Source organism: Leptotrichia hongkongensis (assembly GCF_007990635.1).
GTDB lineage: Bacteria > Fusobacteriota > Fusobacteriia > Fusobacteriales > Leptotrichiaceae > Leptotrichia > Leptotrichia hongkongensis.
The window spans coordinates 382,200-401,342 of record NZ_AP019846.1; the positions used below are offsets into that span (position 1 = coordinate 382,200).

19 protein-coding genes are annotated in these 19,143 nt (G+C 27.5%); 17 read left to right on the top strand and 2 right to left on the bottom strand.

What is annotated here, in order from left to right; all coding sequences use genetic code 11:
* Positions 1-214: 214 nt before the first annotated feature.
* From recJ to FVE75_RS01905, 7 genes are all read left to right on the top strand, one after another.
* The gene (gene recJ / locus FVE75_RS01875; RefSeq protein WP_147004934.1) at positions 215-3,205 is read left to right on the top strand and encodes a single-stranded-DNA-specific exonuclease RecJ; all 2,991 of its coding nucleotides are present in this window, start codon (positions 215-217) and stop codon (positions 3,203-3,205) included.
* A 119-nt stretch (positions 3,206-3,324) separates the two neighbouring features.
* Positions 3,325-4,224 carry a diacylglycerol/lipid kinase family protein gene (locus FVE75_RS01880; RefSeq protein WP_147004935.1) on the top strand — a complete coding sequence of 300 codons (900 nt, stop codon included), beginning with the start codon at positions 3,325-3,327 and terminating at the stop codon, positions 4,222-4,224.
* Positions 4,225-4,327: 103 nt separating this feature from the next.
* Complete coding sequence (locus tag FVE75_RS01885) at positions 4,328-5,164, top strand: hypothetical protein (RefSeq protein ID WP_147004936.1); 837 nt, start codon at positions 4,328-4,330, stop codon at positions 5,162-5,164.
* 80 nt (positions 5,165-5,244) lie between these two features.
* Complete coding sequence (locus FVE75_RS01890) at positions 5,245-5,451, top strand: hypothetical protein (protein WP_147004937.1); 207 nt, start codon at positions 5,245-5,247, stop codon at positions 5,449-5,451.
* Positions 5,452-5,567: 116 nt separating this feature from the next.
* Positions 5,568-5,849 carry a hypothetical protein gene (locus FVE75_RS01895; protein ID WP_172618753.1) on the top strand — a complete coding sequence of 94 codons (282 nt, stop codon included), beginning with the start codon at positions 5,568-5,570 and terminating at the stop codon, positions 5,847-5,849.
* A gap of 6 nt (positions 5,850-5,855) precedes the next feature.
* Positions 5,856-6,392 carry a hypothetical protein gene (locus tag FVE75_RS01900; protein WP_147004939.1) on the top strand — a complete coding sequence of 179 codons (537 nt, stop codon included), beginning with the start codon at positions 5,856-5,858 and terminating at the stop codon, positions 6,390-6,392.
* Positions 6,393-6,596: 204 nt separating this feature from the next.
* Positions 6,597-6,887, top strand: coding sequence for a type III secretion system effector protein (locus FVE75_RS01905; protein ID WP_026748817.1), 291 nt, complete (start codon positions 6,597-6,599; stop codon positions 6,885-6,887).
* Between the two features lie 638 nt (positions 6,888-7,525).
* Here FVE75_RS01905 and FVE75_RS10865 read toward each other — a convergent pair.
* Together FVE75_RS10865 and FVE75_RS01910 are read right to left on the bottom strand one after the other, a co-directional pair.
* On the bottom strand, positions 7,526-7,669 hold the full coding sequence (locus FVE75_RS10865) for a hypothetical protein (protein ID WP_172618754.1): 144 nt from the start codon (positions 7,667-7,669) through the stop codon (positions 7,526-7,528).
* Between the two features lie 27 nt (positions 7,670-7,696).
* Positions 7,697-8,074, bottom strand: a complete 378-nt coding sequence (locus FVE75_RS01910) for a helix-turn-helix domain-containing protein (RefSeq protein ID WP_232052586.1) — start codon at positions 8,072-8,074, stop codon at positions 7,697-7,699.
* Positions 8,075-8,402: 328 nt separating this feature from the next.
* On the opposite strand from FVE75_RS01910, the gene FVE75_RS01915 reads away from it, so the two are divergent.
* The 10 genes from FVE75_RS01915 (at position 8,403) to FVE75_RS01960 (ending at position 19,074) form a co-directional block, all read left to right on the top strand.
* On the top strand, positions 8,403-9,992 hold the full coding sequence (locus FVE75_RS01915) for a glycoside hydrolase family 57 protein (protein ID WP_147004940.1): 1,590 nt from the start codon (positions 8,403-8,405) through the stop codon (positions 9,990-9,992).
* Positions 9,993-10,706: 714 nt separating this feature from the next.
* On the top strand, positions 10,707-11,405 hold the full coding sequence (gene rlmB, locus FVE75_RS01920) for a 23S rRNA (guanosine(2251)-2'-O)-methyltransferase RlmB (RefSeq protein ID WP_147004941.1): 699 nt from the start codon (positions 10,707-10,709) through the stop codon (positions 11,403-11,405).
* Positions 11,406-11,724: 319 nt separating this feature from the next.
* Positions 11,725-11,964, top strand: coding sequence for a type B 50S ribosomal protein L31 (locus FVE75_RS01925; RefSeq protein WP_006806019.1), 240 nt, complete (start codon positions 11,725-11,727; stop codon positions 11,962-11,964).
* A gap of 889 nt (positions 11,965-12,853) precedes the next feature.
* Positions 12,854-13,873, top strand: a complete 1,020-nt coding sequence (aroF, locus tag FVE75_RS01930; RefSeq protein WP_147004942.1) for a 3-deoxy-7-phosphoheptulonate synthase — start codon at positions 12,854-12,856, stop codon at positions 13,871-13,873.
* A 22-nt stretch (positions 13,874-13,895) separates the two neighbouring features.
* Positions 13,896-14,897, top strand: a complete 1,002-nt coding sequence (locus tag FVE75_RS01935; RefSeq protein ID WP_021769007.1) for a tetratricopeptide repeat protein — start codon at positions 13,896-13,898, stop codon at positions 14,895-14,897.
* Between the two features lie 59 nt (positions 14,898-14,956).
* Entirely contained in the window at positions 14,957-15,832 is an 876-nt protein-coding gene (locus tag FVE75_RS01940) for a prephenate dehydrogenase (RefSeq protein ID WP_147004943.1), read from the top strand.
* A 25-nt stretch (positions 15,833-15,857) separates the two neighbouring features.
* Complete coding sequence (locus tag FVE75_RS01945; RefSeq protein ID WP_147004944.1) at positions 15,858-16,460, top strand: GNAT family N-acetyltransferase; 603 nt, start codon at positions 15,858-15,860, stop codon at positions 16,458-16,460.
* A gap of 92 nt (positions 16,461-16,552) precedes the next feature.
* Positions 16,553-17,644, top strand: coding sequence for a 3-dehydroquinate synthase (aroB, locus tag FVE75_RS01950; RefSeq protein WP_147004945.1), 1,092 nt, complete (start codon positions 16,553-16,555; stop codon positions 17,642-17,644).
* Between the two features lie 124 nt (positions 17,645-17,768).
* On the top strand, positions 17,769-18,521 hold the full coding sequence (locus tag FVE75_RS01955) for a hypothetical protein (protein ID WP_147004946.1): 753 nt from the start codon (positions 17,769-17,771) through the stop codon (positions 18,519-18,521).
* 16 nt (positions 18,522-18,537) lie between these two features.
* Positions 18,538-19,074: a hypothetical protein gene (locus FVE75_RS01960; RefSeq protein WP_147004947.1), complete on the top strand. Its 537-nt coding sequence runs from the start codon at positions 18,538-18,540 to the stop codon at positions 19,072-19,074.
* The last annotated feature ends 69 nt before the right edge of the window (positions 19,075-19,143 follow it).

The following is a 19,143-nucleotide window of genomic DNA, read 5'->3' on the forward strand; positions in this document are numbered from 1 at the left end:
ATAAAACAAATATTCTAAAGCAAGAGGTCTTGACCTCTTGTGAAAATGAAAAAATTAAGTTAGCGAAAACATCGGTTGTGTACCATTTTTAGTTAGAAATTAGTATTAAAATGAATATTTTAAAAGAATTTAGTATTCGAATACTTAAAAAGAGAGTACAATAATAAAAATAAAGTTTAAAATAAGAGGGGAAAATATAAAAGAGGAGAAAACTATGAGAAATACGAAATGGGCTGCAAAAATTATTCCTAATCCACGACAGGAGAGGGAATATATTGAAAGAGATGACAAGCAGAAAAATGATGAAAAAACAAAAAAAATGAAAAAAAGTAAGACTGAAAAACAGAATTTTGAAAATACAAATTTAAGTTCGGTAATTGATAATGATATTTTGAAAATACTTTATTCACGGGGAATAACGACAGAGAAGAAAATCAGGGAGTTTTTGAATCCAAAACTTGAAAATATCCAGAATCCTTATGGACTGCAGGATATGGAAAAGACAGTTTTGGAAATTGAAAAGGCGATAAAGGAACAGAAAAATATTTGGATATACGGGGATTATGATGTGGATGGAATTACTTCGACATCTATTTTGTATATGGCGTTAAAGGAGCTTGGGGCGGAAAATGTGAACTACTACATTCCTATTCGGGATGAAGGGTATGGGTTGAATAATGAAGCATTGAAAAAAATAAAAGAATCTGGGGCAGATTTGGTAATTACTGTGGATTGTGGAATTACAGCGTTTCCTGAAGTGGAGTTTGCAAATTCTATAAATTTGCCGATAATTATTACAGATCACCATAATTTACATGGGGATAAAGTTCCAGACGCTATTACAGTTGTGAATCCAAAACGTCCTGAAAATGAATTTTCCTTTGAATTTCTAGCGGGAGTTGGGACTATTTTTATGGTAATTCTTTGTCTTTATGAAAGAATTGGGAAAAAGGCAAAAGCATATAAATATCTAGATTTAGTAGCAATTGGTACAGTTGCGGATATTGTGCCACTGGTTGAAGAAAACAGGATTTTGACAAAATTTGGGCTGGAGCAGCTTAGCCGTTCTAAAAATAAGGGGCTTAGATTTTTGCTGTATAAATTGTTTAGTACGCAAAATTCAGGTTTTAATGAAAAAACTGAGTATAATTCGTATGATGTGGGCTTTATCATCGCACCTGTCTTTAATGCGGCTGGAAGGCTTAAAGATGCAAAAATGGTGGTAAAATTGCTAATTTCTGATAATGACAGGGAAATTGAGATAATCGTAAAGGAATTGATTAATAAGAATTTTGAGCGAAAAGAATTGCAGAATCAAATCGTCGAAAAAGTGGAAAAACATATTGAAGAAAGCGATTTGAAGGAAGATTATGTGATTGTAGACTATTCGCCTGAATATCATCACGGAGTAATTGGTATAGCGGCTTCCAAAATTGTGGATAAATATTACAAGCCTGCGATTATCATTGAAGTGAAGGAAGATGAAGGAATAGCAGTTGGATCATGCCGAAGCATTGGAAATTTTAATATTTTAGAGGCGTTGCAGTCAATGCCTGAACTTTTTGTAAAGTTTGGGGGACATTCTGGAGCAGCAGGATTTACGATTGGAATAAAAAATTTGGAATTATTTAGGAAAAAAATAAATAAATTTGCAAAAACAAAACTGAAAGAAGAGGATTTTGTAAAAATAATAGAAATTGATAAGCAAATACCAATTCAAAAGGTTTCCTACGAATTTTTCCAAATAATAGAACTTTTGAAGCCATTTGGCTTTGGAAATCCAATGCCGACATTCAGGACAAATAACGTACTTTTTGAAAATATAAAATTTATTGGAGAAAATAAAAATCATATAATGTTTGACATAAAGCAAAAGGGATTTTTTAATAAAAATGCTGTCTGGTTTAATTCTGGCGAGTATTTTAAAGAGTTGAATGAGAATTTGTTTTACGATATTGTTTATAAATTAAAGACAGAAATGTTTCAGGACAGATATTATACGAAAGTGTACGTTGAGGATGTGAAGGTATCGCAATTGAAGGACGATACTTTGTCTTATTATCATTCGCTTTTTAACACATCTTTCCCGATGAAGTCGGTATTTTATACAAATATTGAGCTGGAAACGGAAAAGAAAATTACAATGAAAATGGAATTTGACCAGGTTTCGCTTTTTCAAGGAAGAAAGTTCATTGGACGGCTTGATTACAGCATTTCCAACTTGTTAATACTTTTAAATCAGTATTATAACTGGAATTTTACTGTGAAAATGGAGGATGTGAAGCAGGCTTCAAATCATAATATTGTAAATATATTGATAAAAAGAGATTATAATTTTAAATGTTATGATTACACGCAAATTGGTATTTTTAAGAAAATAAAAGAATTTTTGATTGGGAAAATGGAGTATAATTCACAGACTAAAGAATTGCTGGCACAGTTTTTTAAGCAAAATAAAAACTTGATTATAAAAAATATTTTTGACGAAAATGAAAAATATAAATACAAAATGTCAAATTTTGAAAACTTTTTACTGACAGTTGGAATTTATTATAAAAAAATGACTGATAAAAAAAGTCAAATTGTAATAAGTTCAGATAAAAAGCCAATTTTTAACAATTTTATAAAATCATATTTTGATATAAATGAAGAATATTCTGAAAATGACTATCCATTTACATTGTTTTATAATTACAAGGATACAGAAAAGCTAGAAAATATTATAAAAACAGATTTTTCAATGCAAAACGAAATCAATTATGAAATTAAGGAAAATAGCCAAAATCTTGAAGTTAATGAAGAGCCAAAACAGCTGGAATACAAGAAAATTGAAAAAATAGAGTTTAAAAATAATGAAAATGTGGAAAACTCTGAGAATATTGTGGAAAAACCTCAGGAAAATACTGAAAAGTTAAGTGAAGCTGGAAAACAGGAAGTAGAGAACAGATTTTGCATAATAATAAATTCTGAAGATTTTATGGTAAAAACAGATGATTTGGACAAAAATAATATTGAAGAGATAGATACGAAAATTGAAGTGCCAGAAAATATAATGTTTTTAGAAAATTCAACGAAGAAGGAGAGAAAAAATGCAAAAAATATTTTTGTAGAATATTTACCGATTGAAGAAAAAATGAAATTGAAAAAGTTACTTACTGATGGAGAAAAGATTTATTCTGATTATTCGGTTAATGAGATTTTGTAAAAGTAAATGATGATACAAATATTTGAGTAGCAAAAATCTTAATTTGTTGTAAAAAATTATAAAAAAGTGATGTGAAATAATATATCTATGTGACAAGAATATAAAAAATAGGAGGAAATATGGAAAAACTAAAAAAGGCTATTTTGGTTTACAATCCAAAATCTGGAAATGCCAATATAATTTTAAGCAATTTTGATTTAATCACGACAAAACTGCTGGAAAAAGGGATTACATTGACACTTTACAGCATAAATCAGAATTATGATTTGCTTACAGAAATTTTAAAAAATGAAAAATATGATATTTTGATTTTATCAGGTGGAGATGGAACATTAAGCCGTTGTTTAAGTGAACTTTATTCTAAAAACATTGAGTTTCCAGAAGTTGCAATATTTCCGACAGGAACATCAAATGACTTTGCAAAAGCATTGAAAATTGAAGAAAATATTGAAAACTGGATAGAGAAAATTACTAAAAAAACTGCTAAAAACATTGATTTTGGATTAATCAATGGAAAAACTGTGTTCTTGTCTTCGTATGCTGGCGGACTATTTACTAAAATTTCCTACAATACAGACAAAACATTGAAAAAAACATTTGGGAAAATTGCCTATTATATAAATGGACTTGGAGAACTTACAAATATAAAGACTTTTGACTTGGATATTGTGCTGGATGGGAATGAGAAAGTGAAGGAAAAGGCTATTTTGTACGCAATTCTGAATGGAAAAAGTGTTGGAGGATTTGAAAATGTAATTGATGAAGCCAGTATGAATGACGGATTTATGGATATTTTAATCGTAAAAAACATTGACAATCCGCTGGATATTCCAAAAATCCTAATAGACTTAATGAACAGTAACTTAACAAACAACGATTACATCCGAACTTTACAAGCCAAAAACTGTGAAATAAAAAAAGTTACAGAAGAAATTGACGTAAGCATTGATGGAGAAGAAGGGGAAAATATAGATGTAACAATTGAGTTTATAAGTGGGAAATTAAAAGTTTTTTGTTAAGAATTTATAATAACGGATAGCTAAAGATTAAAAAGGCTAAAATAGAAACAGGGATTTTTCATAAAAAATGAGAAAAAAAATATAAGGATAGGGTGATATACTAATGAAAAAATATACGATGTTATTTTTGTTTTTATTTTTTAATTGTTTAAATTATTCGAACACTTTTGAAACTAATAAAAAATTTAAAAATTCTATTATCAATAATAAGTTTTCTGAGCACATAGAAGGTTTTAGGGGAAGGATTGATGGAAATGGGAATAATTATAAAAATATTAATTCTGTTAAGGTATATGAGGTCGTAGGAGACGCATATTATAATACTGATTTTTCTTGTACCAACACTCCTCTAATAAAAGCTACTTCTATAGAGGAAAACTACTATTCAATTTTCATAAGAGAAATTAAAAACATGATAAATTTAAATTTAACAACTAATCATTCAGAAGAAGTTAAAAAAAAAATAGAAATGATAAATAAGAAAATAAGGCTACATATTGATTTTATAAGAGATTATTTGTTAATGAGATTTTATAATCCACGAGAAAAAGTATCATGCCATTATAGTTCAAATTTTATTATTTATTCAACAAATGAATTTAGTTTTCTACTTAATTTAGATAATATAAAAAATTATGAAATAGAGTTAAAAAAGAAATATGATTTGGAAAAAGAATTAAATATTTTAAATCAACTTGTTGAATATTTATATAAAGATAATAACTACGATAAGATAAAAGTAGGAATGAGAAATGTTGATGAATTTATACATTATGATGGATATAAAAATGCTCAAAGGAAAGTGGATTATAAAAATTTAGATCAAAGTGATATAAATGATATAGTTAGAATTTATAGGTATGATAAAAATGATATATATGAGTATTCAATATATTTAGATTTATTAGAATTATCTTACCTAATAAAAAACAGAGAGTAAAAGAAGAGAACCCATACTTTCTAAACTAATTTTTAAAATGCCTTAAATTCTGAAAACAATTGTAAATAAAAGAAAGTGATTTGAATAAAATTAACGAACTTATTGAATATCTATATGTTTATCAAAATATACCCTTTGAAAAATTAGATGATAAAAAAACAGAAAAAGTTAATTCCGAAGAATTTGTATGCTACCATGAAATAATTCATCATATTAAATCACTTAAAAATAATTCAAAAAGAAATATTGATGAGGATAATTTTAAATTAGAAATTGAAAGTAAGTAGTTAAAGTATAAATTTTCAAATAATCGTTGTTGCAAAACACAAATGATTATTATAATAGAGGAACTTTTAATACTGTTACTTATATTAATGATAAAGATGAAGATAAAACCAAACATGTGAGAGATGTAATTTATTGGTTAAATTGGGGAACTGGACCAGATGATAAAAGTAGTATACCAAAAAGAATAGAATTATCTTTAGTAGGAAAAGTAGTGTCTGATAATTATGAAGATATAAAAATTTGGGCTATATCAAGAGGATATAGTTCTATAGGTTTAAAAGAAGCAATGGAGTATATATCTGACCGTCTCTTTTTAGATGATTTTAAAAATCAATTAAACAATTTATTAAAATTTAATCCTGAGCAAATAGCTCCTCGGATAATGGATTTGAGGTGATAATTTATGAAAAAAATTTTAATAATAATATTACTTTTATTACTAATTTATTATTGTTTTAATAGGGGTGAGATAATTAAAGAAAATCATTATGAAATTTCAATGCGTCGTTTAAATTATGGAGATAAAGATAAAATTTCTAATATTGAAGATATAAATTTTGACAATGGTAATATAATTATTAAATTAAAAAGTTTGCAGAATAATTTATATTTAGAAACTATAATAATTTATTACAAAGAAAAAAAAATAGGAGAAATTTCCATAAATGAAAATTTATATGTTGAAAGTATAAGTAATAGTAAATATATTGATATTAACAGTTATATTTTTAAATATTCTATTAATAATGATTTGCTCTGGATTTTAGGAGAAAAGAATGAAAAATATAACATATCTTCTGGACCATATATGGAAAATGAATTTATATTTGAAACTGTCATAAAAGATAAGGCTAATAATAAAATATATAATTTAAAACGTGAAATAGATATACTATTTGTAGAGCAAGGAAAAACCAGAAGATGGACTATTGACCATTAATATTATTTCTTAAAATATATTTGATAAGTCATATTGACATAAGTGTATAAGCAAGAATGGAAATCAAGAAAAAGAAGCAACTTGTAATATAAATGGTAATTCTGAGTGTGTAAATGGGAATCGATTAATATCAGATTTAATAAATAATAAAAGAAAGTATCGATAACAACTCAAAGAGATCCCAATAATTGGTTTAAAGTAAAAATGGATAGAGATGGTAAACAACAAGAAAAAGGGTCAATGTCTACATATAATTACCCAAAAAATATAAACGATGAAAAGGAATATTTTGCATTACTAAATACAGAAAAAAAAGTAAGACTTAATAATGTACAATTAGATAGTAATGGAAATGCTACTAAAATATATTCAGAAATAGTTCCAACATATATTGTATTAGCACATGAATTAATACATTTAAAACATAATTCACTTAATAATCCGAAAGAAGATATTGATGAGAATAATTCTGAATTAGAAAATGAAAGTGAATAATTAAATTATAAAAGTTTTAAATAATCGTTGTTGTAAAAGACAGCGATTATTTTTTGTTTTGAAATAAGCTCATATTATCTCTATAACAAAAAAAGTTTGAATCAGACAAAGATTTACCAAAAAAACAATTTAACGAACGCTACGGGCTTAATATGACGCAATATGAACATTAATCTTTATCATCATCAATTTATTTTATAATTTCAAGAAATTTTATCCTGATTTTTCTAATATATTTTTTTATCAAAAAAAAAGCCTGTGCAAACTTTTAGAAGAAAACTACCAATAATCTGCACATAAGCTTAAATATTTTATTTTTATTCAATTAAATTTTCTTTTGATATTTTAAAATGAGTTGAAGTAAAATTTCTTAAACTGCCCATCCACCTCCAAAAACTAGGCTCTCATTTTCTACGCTAATCAAATATTATCCCATTTTTTTCAAAAAATCAAGTCCTTTTTTTGTAAAAATTTTCCCCAATAAACTTTCCGAAAATTCAAATTTTGGAAAGCACGCTTATCAGTTTTTCGAAAATTAAAAAATTTTAGAAACTTATCGTGATTTTTTCAGCACATAAAATTTTGAAAAAATGACTTTCATTTGCACTCAAAAACTTATTTCATTTGTGAAAGTAAAGTTACAATCTAGCTGTTTCAGTTCTTTCAATTCTCTTAACAACTTCGTCATCAAATTCAATTTCAATGTCAAAAATATCCCTGTCATATTCAAGATTATTTTCCCCATTATCTACATTTTCATCTTCAAAAAATTCATCAGTCATAATTGAAATTCCACCTATCTTTAGTCTTTAATCAAGATAGCTGTTCCTGTAATATTTATAATATGAGGATCTGCTTATCTGAATAAACCTGCAAAAACTTTTTACGCTTATTTCTTTGTCTCTTACCCTCTTTAACATATCCTGCTCCTCTTTTGAAAGATTTAAGACTTTAACTGGCCGTCCAATTACATTTCCAGTTTTCCTGCTGTATCTTTTTCCAGATTTTTGCGGCATATTTTTAATTCCGTCATTTATTCTTTCAATTAAAATGCTTCGTTCCCATTCAGCTAAATATATTAGAAGAGGAATTACAACAACATTTACAATTTCATATGTTATGGAAGATAGCGATTTTAAAATAAACTTGAATATAAATGAAAGTAGAAAAAAATATTCATTGTTCAAAATAATTCAATCTAAATATTTTTGTATACAAAAATAAAAAAAGATTAATAATATTATAAATTAAAACTAAAAAAACAAATAAATGTGTAGATTTTTTTTATAAAATATACTATTAATATTTTGATTTTTTTAATTATATGACTGATGAATAAAATAAATATATATTAGAAAATTTTGTTAAAGATTAAAAATTAAAATATAAAATGTAAATTATAATAAAAAAGAAAACTTAAAATATCAGTAAACTTTCTATAAAAAATTTTGAAATTTACAGAAAGTATGGTATAAATATACTATATAAGAATTTTAGACGTATGGAGGAAGAATTATGAATGGATATTTTAGTCTTGTTTTACATGCGCATTTGCCATATGTAAGACATCCAGAGTATAAAGAATTTTTGGAAGAAGATTGGTTATATGAAGCGATTACAGAAACATACGTTCCTCTACTAGAAATGTTTGAAAGCTTGACAAGGGATAATATTCCTTGGAATATAACAATCACAATGTCTGGAACACTTGTAAATATGTTAAATGATGAGTTATTAAGAGAAAGATATATTCGTCATATAGACAAATTGATTGAATTTTGTGAAAAAGAAGTGGAAAGACTGAGTCCATATCCCGATATGCTAAATGTTGCAAAACACAATCTATGGTTTAATACAAGAGCAAAGAAAGTGTTTGAAGAAAAATACAATAGAGATTTGGTAGGGGCATTTAGAAAATTTCAAAATCAAGGGAATCTTGAAATTATTCCAGTTACAGCAACGCACGGATTTTTGCCAGTAATGAAAGATTATCCTGAAGCAGTAAATGCTCAAGTTTTTATGGCAAAAAAAGATTACATAAAAAACTTTGGAAGAAATCCAAAAGGAATTTGGCTGGCTGAATGTGCTTATTATCCAGGACAGGATAAATTCCTTGAAAAACATGGAATAAGATACTTTTTAGTAGATGCACATGGAATTATGCACAGTAACCCACGTCCAGTTTATGGTATTTATTCACCAGTCTACACAAAAAACTATGTAGCTGCATTTGCAAGAGATTTAGAGTCGTCAGAGCAAGTTTGGAGTTCTGAATCAGGTTATCCAGGAGACGTACTTTACCGTGAATTTCACAAGGATGCTGGTTACGAACTGGATTATGAACTTGTAAAACCTTATTTGCATAGTGACGGAGTAAGAAGAAACATTGGAATAAAATACCATGCAATAACAGATAAAAAAGGAACCTATAAAGCTATTTATAATCCGCAGGCAGCAGCAGAAAGAGCAAAAGAACACGCCTACAACTTTGTCTTCAACCGTTCAAAACAAATAGAATATCTCGCTTCAAAAATGAAATACAGAAAACCTATTGTAGTGTCACCTTATGATGCCGAACTATACGGACATTGGTGGTATGAAGGGCCAATATTCCTAGAATGGGTATTCAGAGCAATAGCAGAATCTAATTTTTCTACAATAACACCATACAAATATTTAGAATTATATCCTACAAATCAAATAGTTGATGTAAGTATGTCAAGCTGGGGAGCAAACGGTTATTATGATGTTTGGATAGATAGCTCAAATGATTACGCCTACAGACATTTACATAAAGCAGCACAAAAAATGATAGAATTAGCAAACGGAAGAGAACCATACAACGAATTAGAATATAGAGCATTGAATCAGGCGGCAAGAGAGTTATTGATGGCACAGACTTCTTGCTGGGAATTTATAATGTATACAGGAACAATGGTTGGTTATGCTCACAAAAAAATAAGCGATCACGTTCACAGATTATTTAAAATTTATGAAGACTTCAAAAACGGAAGATTGGATGAAGGATGGATAAATGAAATTGAAAGCAGAGATAATATCTTCCCTGAAATTGAATACAGAATGTATAGAAGTGACTGGTTATAATTTAAATAATAAAAATTAATATAATTTAAGGAGTGTTTTTTATAATTTTTATAAGAGCATTCCTTTTTAATATTAATTGAATTGTTGAATATTTTTATTTGATTTTGAGATTAAATTAGTATAAAATATATTTAATGCTAAAACCTATTTAAAAAATAGAGATAAAATTCAATAATAATTAATTTGATAGTCTTATTAAAAAATCAAATCTAATTTTTAAGTATATATCTTAAGGATTTTATTTAGATTTTGAAAAATTGCTTATTGTTAATAAATATTTTTTTATAATTCTATGTTTTTTTCTTTTTATATAAGCAAGGGAAATCAGTCACCATTTCCCTTGCAACCCTGGCTCGTCTAAGCATTTTTTTGAAATAAAAACTAAACTCGCTTTTTAATAAGAGTTTTTATCAACTCTTTAAATAATAGCAATTTCAATATTTTGAAAAAGCTCAGACAGTAGTTTTCATTCCCAAAAAATCACGACAAATTTTTTAAGTTTTATAATTTACAGCGGTTTTATGAAATTAGAATGTATTTTGAAAAGTACAAAAAATCAAGTAAAATTTCGTTAAAGAAAAAACATATAAATACAAATAAGAAAAATAATTGTTAATCAAAATAATTTTGAAATAAAAAAGTAATAAATAGAAAAACAGTATTAGAAAAAATCATTTATTTTAATATTAATAATAGAAAGAGAGAGAAAAAAGAATGGAGAAGATAATAGGTATAAATCCAGTGATTGAAGTGTTGAAATCGGATAAAAATATTGAGAAACTGGAAATTTATAAGAAGATAAAGAAGGAAACAATCAAGGAAATATTGAATCTGGCAAGTAGAAGGAATATAAAGATTTTTTATACTGATAGACGGACTGAAAATTCACAGGGGGTTGTGGCACTTGTTTCAGAATTTGATTATTATGTGGATTTTTCTGCGTTTTTGGAAAAGCTTTTGAGAAAAGAAAAGTCAAGAGTAGTTGTGCTGGATCAGGTTCAGGATCCAAGAAATTTTGGGGCGATTATAAGAAGTGCGGAGTGTTTTGGAGTGGATGGGATTATTATTCAGGATAGAAATAGTGTGAAAGTCACGGAAACAGTTGTAAAATCATCAACAGGAGCGATTGAGCATGTGGATATTGTAAAAGTCACAAATATTTCTGATACGATTGATAAATTAAAAAAATATGGATATACAGTTTACGGTGCAGAAGCTGATGGACAGAATTATTATTATGAAGAAAATTATCCAGAAAAAACGTGTCTTGTACTTGGAAGTGAAGGAAACGGAATGCGAAAAAAAGTGAAGGAGCATTGCGACAAAATTGTAAAAATACACTTAAAAGGGGAAATAAACTCGCTGAATGTATCTGTGGCTGGAGGGATAATATTAGCAGAAATGTCGAAATAGTAAAATTTGGAAGCAAAAAAGTAATGCATGATATAATGATAAGTTTGCCTTATGAGAATATATTGCCAGAATTTTAGTAGAAATTAGTAAAATAATGGAGATATAGAGTAAAATAGATGAATTGTTTTAGAATAAAAATTATAATTTTTAAATTTGGTTTTAAAGTAGTTTTTACAAAAAGTATATTCTCAAATCAAGTACAACAGAAAGTAAAAAAATTCAAATCCAAATACTTGAAAATTAAAGAAAAATATGGTATTCGATTATATGAAATATTGAAAATAATCATAGTTATAAATAGAAAGGAGCATAGGCAATTATGAAAAAAGATTTACATCCATCTTACGGATTTGTAGTATTTGAAGATACAAGTAACGGAGAAAAATTCTTAGGAAAATCAACTAAAACTTCTAAAGAAACTACAACTTTTGAAGGTCAAGAATATCCAGTAATAAAAGTTGCAACAAGTTCAACTTCTCACCCATTCTATACTGGAAAATCTAAATTTGTTGATGAAACTGGAAGAGTTGATAAATTTAAGAAAAAATACAACTTATAATTTTGAAAATATTGAAAACAGGGATAACTTATTCTCTGTTTTTTATTTAACTTGATTTTTCTGTTAATATAATTTTAATGGTTGACAATATATTTAATATTTGTTATGATATATGAGATAATTAGTAGGATAGCAGGATAGTAGGAGATTAAATTTATTGAAAAATAAAAATTTTAAAAGGTAATTTAGTAGTTTAAAAAGTAGTAGTGTTGAAGATTTGAAGGATTTACAAAAGAATAGAGATTTTATAGTTAATTGATTTTAAGTAGTTTTGAAAAATATAAGATTTGAGATTAATTAAGTATAATTGCTGGATGTAGAGGTTTAAAATATAATAATTGCTTGATAATTTAAAATATTTTTATAATTTTGACTTATTTAAGTAAATTTTATAAATTTTAACTATGTAAATAAACTATTAAAGTATCGTAAAATATAGAAATAAATATTGTGTATAAATATTATCCTCTCCTAAAGTTGTTTTAAGAGAGTTTTTTTTTACAAAAATTTAGTTGAAAAATTAGGAAATACAGGAAAAAGTTAAAATATGGTTACTTGAGCTTCAGAGCAAGAAAATTATTGAATACAAAGAAATTAACTTTGAAGAAGTTATTTCTGAAGCAAATATATTTAAGAATGCGAAGTAAGTAAAAAAAATCTTTAGAAATATTAAAGTATACGAGAATACTTTGTAAGAAATTGAGAATAAAGCTACAATTAGCAAATTTTATAGTTAGCATAAAAAAATAGATTATGAAGTGTTCGGAGAAGATAATGAGATGTTTTTATGGTAATTTATAAAGGAAAGGCTGTAGTTGTGGTATAGTTTGAAATTTATTCAAAAAAGTTTTATAAATAAAAAATTAAAAATAAGATAGGAGAAAAAATGATGATTATTAAAGTAGACGGTGGAATAAGTGAAAAAATCTTGGAAAATTTAGTAAATAGATTGGAAACGGAGAATAATGTGAGTGTTAAATTGATTAATGGCAAAGAATATTCGATTTTGGGCTTAGTTGGAGATATCAGTACTATTGATATAAAACATATCCAGTCGCTAGATTATGTGTTGGATGTGCAAAGAGTACAAGAGCCTTATAAGAGAGCAAGTAGAAAATTTAAACCAGAGGACACTATTGTAAAAGTTGGAAATGTAGAAATTGGGGGAAATAGCCTTGTGATGATGGCAGGACCTTGTTCTGTGGAAAATGAAAAACAAATTATTGATACAGCAAAAGCTGTAAAAGCGGCTGGAGCAAATATCTTAAGAGGTGGAGTTGTAAAACCTAGAACATCGCCTTATGCCTTCCAAGGATTAGGGATGGAAGGTATTGAATTGATGAAAAAAGCAAAAGAAGAAACAGGGCTTCCAATAATATGTGAAGTTATGTCAATCGCTCAATTGCACGAATTTGGTCCACATCTTGATATGATTCAGTTAGGTGCGAGAAATATGCAAAATTTTGATTTGCTGAAAGAAGTTGGGAAAACAAATATTCCAGTACTGTTAAAAAGAGGATTGAGTGCAACAATCGAAGAATGGTTAATGTCGGCAGAATACATTTTGGCTGGCGGAAATGAAAATGTAGTTCTTTGTGAAAGAGGAATCAGAACTTATGAAACAGCATACAGAAATGTACTAGATTTGAATGCAGTGCCGATGGTTAAAAAATTAACACACTTGCCGATAATCGTAGATTCATCTCACGCAACTGGAAAATACTGGATGGTAAAACCTCTTGCAATGGCAGGAATTGCTGCTGGAGCAGACGGATTAATGGTAGAAGTACATCCTGAGCCAGACAAGGCATTGTCAGATGGGCCTCAATCATTGAAATTTGAAGTGTTTGATGACTTGATGCAGGATGTAGAAAAAATTGCGAATGTGTTAGGGAAAAGTTTTAAGTAAATTTATTAGAAGGTTGTAAAAAATGAAAAGAAAATGGCTATTATTACTAATTTTAATTTCTTCAATTAATTCTTTTTCTAAAGAAACTTATACTAAAGAGGAAAAGCAGTATTTAAAGCAAATTGAAAAAGGAGATAAGGATTCACTATTAAAATTAAGTGATTATTATTTTCGAAATAGAAAATTTGAAGAATCTGAGAAATTATTATTAAAATATGAAAAAGAAAATAATAACTTAGGAAATAGTAGAGAAACAAAAGAAAAAATTATTTCATTCTATAGATACTGGAGAGATTCAATAGTGCTTTCAGTTTTAAAAGTAAATATAGAGAAAACTAAAGAATTAGAGGAAAAAATTATTGAACGGTATAATGAATTAATAAAATCTGGTGATGTAAAAGCGTTAAATGATTTGGGAGAATTTTATATTTGGATAAAACAGGATGAAAAAGGAAATAAATTATTGAAAGAAGCTGCTGATAAAGAATATAAACCAGCTCAAGAAACTTTGGAAAGACAGAAGAAGGATAAAAGTTTTGGTGAACAAAAATTACAAGAATATGAAAATAATTATAAGGAAACAGGTGATGTTAGAGATTTGAGAATATTAGCATATTCTTATGTGAGTTTGAAAAAATATGACTTAGCAGAAAAAACTTATTTACAGTTAATCGAATTAGAAGATTATCAACCTGATTATGCTTCATTAGCTCAAATGTATGATTATAAAACTCAAAATTATGAAAATGCCATAAAGTATTATAAATTGGCAATACAAAAAATATCTAATAAAAAACAAAAGTTTGATGCACGGGATTATTGGATTAGAATAGGAGATATGTATTTTTTACAAGGTAATTTTATTGAAGCTGAAAAGGCGTATAAAAATTCTATGGCGTTTAAGCATCCAAATGATGGTAAAACATACGAGCGAAATATGTTAATAGAAATTTATAAGTCGCAAGGAAGAACAGAGGAAATGAAAAAATTAGAAAAGCAAAATAAAAGTTGGTGGAATAATTAAAATTTTGATAGTGGTATTTAGATTGAAATAGCTATTTATAAGAAAATTTGTAAAAAGGGGTGTTTACAATTTTAAAAAAAATAGAAAATTTGACAGTAACAATAGTTGGACTCGGAGTAATTGGAGCTGCTTTTGCACAGAGTTTTAAGGAGATTGGTATTAAGACTGTTTATGGGATTGATATTGATGAGGAAACGATAAAGAAGGCAGAAGAGAAAAATATTATAAATAAAGGTTTTTTGGAAACAAGAGAGCCTTTGGAAAAGTCAGATTTTGTGGTAATTACTCTTTATCCGAACTTGATGAAGTCATTCTTTGTGAATAATATTAATTATTTTAAGGAAAATGCGATAATTACTGATGTTGTTGGAATTAAAGAGAAAATCATTAAGGATATTGACCCAATTATTGAGAAGAGTGGAAGAAATATTGACTTTATTTTTGGACATCCTATGGCGGGACGTGAGAAACGTGGGATTGATTTTGCAGATAGTAGAGTCTTTAAAGATGCAAATTATATAATTATTAAGGATGAAAAAAATAAAAAAGAAAATCTAGAACTGCTCTCAGAAATTGTGAAATGCATGGGCTTTAAGAAAGTCAGTTTTCTTACAGCACAGGAACACGATGAAATTATTGCGTTTACGAGCCAGCTTACCCACGCAATTGCAGTTTCGCTTGTAAATAGTGATAGTGAAAAGTACGATACGAATCGTTTTATTGGGGATTCTTATCGGGATTTGACGAGAATTGCAAAAATAAACGAAGATTTGTGGGCAGAGCTTTTTATAGGTAATAAAAAAAATCTCTTAAAGATGATACAGCAGTTTGAAAGAGAACTAGATGTAATAAAAGATGCATTGAATGATAATGATTTAGGAACTTTAAAGGAAAAATTTATAATTTCAACAAAACGGCGAGAAAAGATTGACTAAAGTAAATTGATTCAGGAGGAATAAGATGGAAAACAATTTTGAAAATAAAAAATGTTTAAAAACATTAGTTGGTGACAATGTTTATCTTTCGCCAATTTCTCTTGATGATGTTGAAAAATACGCTGAAATGGTTAATGATATAAAAGTTTCGGTTGGTTTGGGCTATCTTTCTTATACTAATATCATAGATTTCGAAAGTGAAAAGGAATTTTTAATTTCAGTAAAAAAAGAAAAAATGTTTGCTGTTAGGCTGCTTGAAAATGATGATCTTTTGGGAAATATAGGGTTTAATTCGGTAGATTTGCTAAATCGTACTGCAACAATGGGAATTATGCTTGGAAATTCTAATTATCAAAGAAAAGGATATGGAATAGAAGCTGTAAAATTAATACTTGACTATGGCTTTTCATTTTTAAATTTGAGAAATATATCGTTAAGTGTATTTGAATATAATGAAGCAGCTTATAATTTATATAAAAAAGCTGGTTTTAAGGAAGCTGGGAGATTGCGTAAAGCAGTTGAGATTATGGGCAAAACTTATGATGTGATTATAATGGATATGTTAAAAGAAGAATTTCAGTCGGTTTATATAAAAAGGGAACTTGAAAAAAGATATAATTTGAAATAAAAATTTATATAGTAAAATCATTTTAAATGACAGAATTTAATGGTTTTGCTATATTTTAATATACACATAAAGAAGAGGAAATGGAGAAAATTATGGAAATATTGAATGTTGGATTAGGGGAAAATTCTTATGATATTGTAATTGGAAAAAATTTTTTTGAGAAATTTCCTGAATATATTGAAAAAATTTATAATGGCAAAAAATTATTTGTGATTACTGATTCTAATGTGGATAAAATTTATAGGAATCAATATAAGAAGATGTTTAAAGGCTTTGATTATACAATTTATGTGCTGGAAGCAGGAGAAAAAAATAAACATATTGGTATAATGCCTGAAATTTATTCTGCAATGGTAAATGCAGGGCTTACAAGAAAAGATATGGTTGTTGCATTTGGTGGCGGAGTTGTTGGAGATATTGCCGGATTTGCGGCTGCCAGTTATATGCGTGGGATTGGATTTATACAGATACCCACGACGATTGTTTCACAGGTCGACAGCAGTGTTGGAGGAAAAGTTGGAGTTGACTTGCCTGAAGGGAAAAATCTTGTTGGGGCATTTCATCAACCGAAACTTGTTTTAATTGACAATTATTTTTTGAATACATTGACAGACAGATATTTTTACGACGGATTTGCTGAAATTGTGAAATATGGATGTATTTATGATAAGAAGTTTTTTGACAGACTTGTGGAAATAGTGGAAACAGTTGAAGTTTCTTATGATGATGAAAATTATAAGCAGAAATTGCGTGAACATCTGATGAAATATGTGAATGAGATTGTTTACCGTTCCTGTGAGATAAAAAAGGAAGTTGTGGAAAAAGATGAGAAGGAAAGTAATTTGAGAATGATATTGAATTTTGGACATACTATCGGACATGCAATAGAGCAGTTTACAAATTATGAGAAATATTCACACGGAGAAGCGATTTCTGCTGGAATGGTAGATATTACAAAAATTGGGGAGAAAAAAGGGTTTACAAAAAAGAATGAATCTGTAAAAATTGAGAAACTATTGAGAGCATTGAATTTACCGACTGAGATTGAATATCCGAAAGACAGGATTTCTGAAATTATGAAAAGGGATAAGAAAAGTACAAGTGATGGAATTAATTTTGTAATTCTAAAGGAAATTGGGGAAGTTGAGATTATGAAGATTGGGGAAAAGGAGATTTTTGAGTAAGCATTTGAAATTGTAAAAATATAAATGTGTGATTATGAGGGGAAATTGAAAAGGTCAGACAGTGTATGACCTATTTGAAATAGTGAAGGAGTGAAAAAATATGTTACAGGAAAATTTCTGAAAAGTGGAAAAGGCGAACTGGTTAAAAATAATTTTTAATTCAGCAAAATTTTTAATTTCTTTGCTGGTATTAAATATAGGAGTAGTTTTATTATTTACAGTTGAAATTAGCAGAAATTTTTATGTTTCTACTGTTATAATTTTTATAGTTTTATTAATTATACTAGGAATAGTAGATTTCTTTGTGTTTTCGTATTATAAAAAGAAATATCCAAACATTTATTTTTATGATGATGGTTTCAGTATAGGAAAAAATGAAAAAAACTATTATAAAAATTTGCAATATTTTCTTTCAAAGGAAGTATACATGGTGGGAAATACATTTACAGCGATTTTTTTCAAATCTAATGAAGGAAAGTGGGAAAAAATTAATGCAGGCGGGTATAAAAAAGATGCTTTTAATTTATTTCAAGAAGATTTTGTAAAACAGAATTATCCGAGTGCATTAGAAAATATTGAAAATGGTGGAAATGAGGAATTTCCATTTAGAAAATCACATAAATTAAGTTTCAGTCTTTTCTCAGACAAGAAGCAAATTGAGAATTTTGATAATTTAAAGAAAATAAAAGTTTCGAAAGAAAATATTACATTTGATGATGAAATATATAACTGGGAAGAATATATAATTGGTGTAACAGATGGAGTGATATTTGTAAAGGATTTAAACAATAATATTATTTTAGCTTTTGGAAATGAAATTGAGGTTTTCTGTGAAAATCTACTAGTCTTTTTAATAGAAAAACTGAATAAAAATTAGATGAAAGGGATTATTTATGAAGAGATATTTAAATGGAATTTTATTTGCAGGGTTAAGTTCTATTGTTGCAGTTATGATTTGCTTAGGATTTTCGATGATTTTTTTAGGATATAAAATAATTTCTATAATTATATTTTTTATAGTTTTTTTTGGCTGGATATTTGGAATAAAAATTAAAAAGACAGAGACAGAAAGTAAAAATATTGCCAAACCTATACGTCAAAGTAAATTTGGAGCAAATGCTAAAAATGAAAATTTACTAAATCCAAAATATGAGGCTTTGCCAATGAGGGATATTACAAAAGGAATTCCTGTAATTACAATTTTTTCCATGATTGCAGTATACTTTGTTGATGTAGTTTTGGTAGCTTATTATTTGAAAAAAGAGCAAAAATTACCATTTCTAGAAGGTTTATCTTATTCGTGGATGGGAGTTTTTAAAATAAGTAATGAAATATATACAGATTGGGCTTGGATAATTTTAGTTGCGATTGTATCTGTAGTTGCTTTTATAAGAGCTGAGAAAAAGGAACAGATGAGTAAGGAGAATTAACTAGAAAACGAGATTTTTGAGACACTTTCTCGGAAATTTAGGAGATAGTGTCCGATGAATTAAAAAAGG

Bases quoted from the DNA above. Each gene is read 5' to 3' on its own strand.
- aroF (WP_147004942.1), top strand. From the start codon at position 12,854: ATGATTATTAAAGTAGACGGTGGAATAAGTGAAAAAATCTTGGAAAAT.
- aroB (WP_147004945.1), top strand. From the start codon at position 16,553: ATGGAAATATTGAATGTTGGATTAGGGGAAAATTCTTATGATATTGTA.
- FVE75_RS01880 (WP_147004935.1), top strand. From the start codon at position 3,325: ATGGAAAAACTAAAAAAGGCTATTTTGGTTTACAATCCAAAATCTGGA.
- FVE75_RS01885 (WP_147004936.1), top strand. From the start codon at position 4,328: ATGAAAAAATATACGATGTTATTTTTGTTTTTATTTTTTAATTGTTTA.
- FVE75_RS01945 (WP_147004944.1), top strand. From the start codon at position 15,858: ATGGAAAACAATTTTGAAAATAAAAAATGTTTAAAAACATTAGTTGGT.
- FVE75_RS01915 (WP_147004940.1), top strand. From the start codon at position 8,403: ATGAATGGATATTTTAGTCTTGTTTTACATGCGCATTTGCCATATGTA.
- FVE75_RS10865 (WP_172618754.1), bottom strand. From the start codon at position 7,669: ATGACTGATGAATTTTTTGAAGATGAAAATGTAGATAATGGGGAAAAT.
- FVE75_RS01900 (WP_147004939.1), top strand. From the start codon at position 5,856: ATGAAAAAAATTTTAATAATAATATTACTTTTATTACTAATTTATTAT.
- rlmB (WP_147004941.1), top strand. From the start codon at position 10,707: ATGGAGAAGATAATAGGTATAAATCCAGTGATTGAAGTGTTGAAATCG.
- FVE75_RS01905 (WP_026748817.1), top strand. From the start codon at position 6,597: ATGGATAGAGATGGTAAACAACAAGAAAAAGGGTCAATGTCTACATAT.
- FVE75_RS01925 (WP_006806019.1), top strand. From the start codon at position 11,725: ATGAAAAAAGATTTACATCCATCTTACGGATTTGTAGTATTTGAAGAT.
- recJ (WP_147004934.1), top strand. From the start codon at position 215: ATGAGAAATACGAAATGGGCTGCAAAAATTATTCCTAATCCACGACAG.
- FVE75_RS01960 (WP_147004947.1), top strand. From the start codon at position 18,538: ATGAAGAGATATTTAAATGGAATTTTATTTGCAGGGTTAAGTTCTATT.
- FVE75_RS01935 (WP_021769007.1), top strand. From the start codon at position 13,896: ATGAAAAGAAAATGGCTATTATTACTAATTTTAATTTCTTCAATTAAT.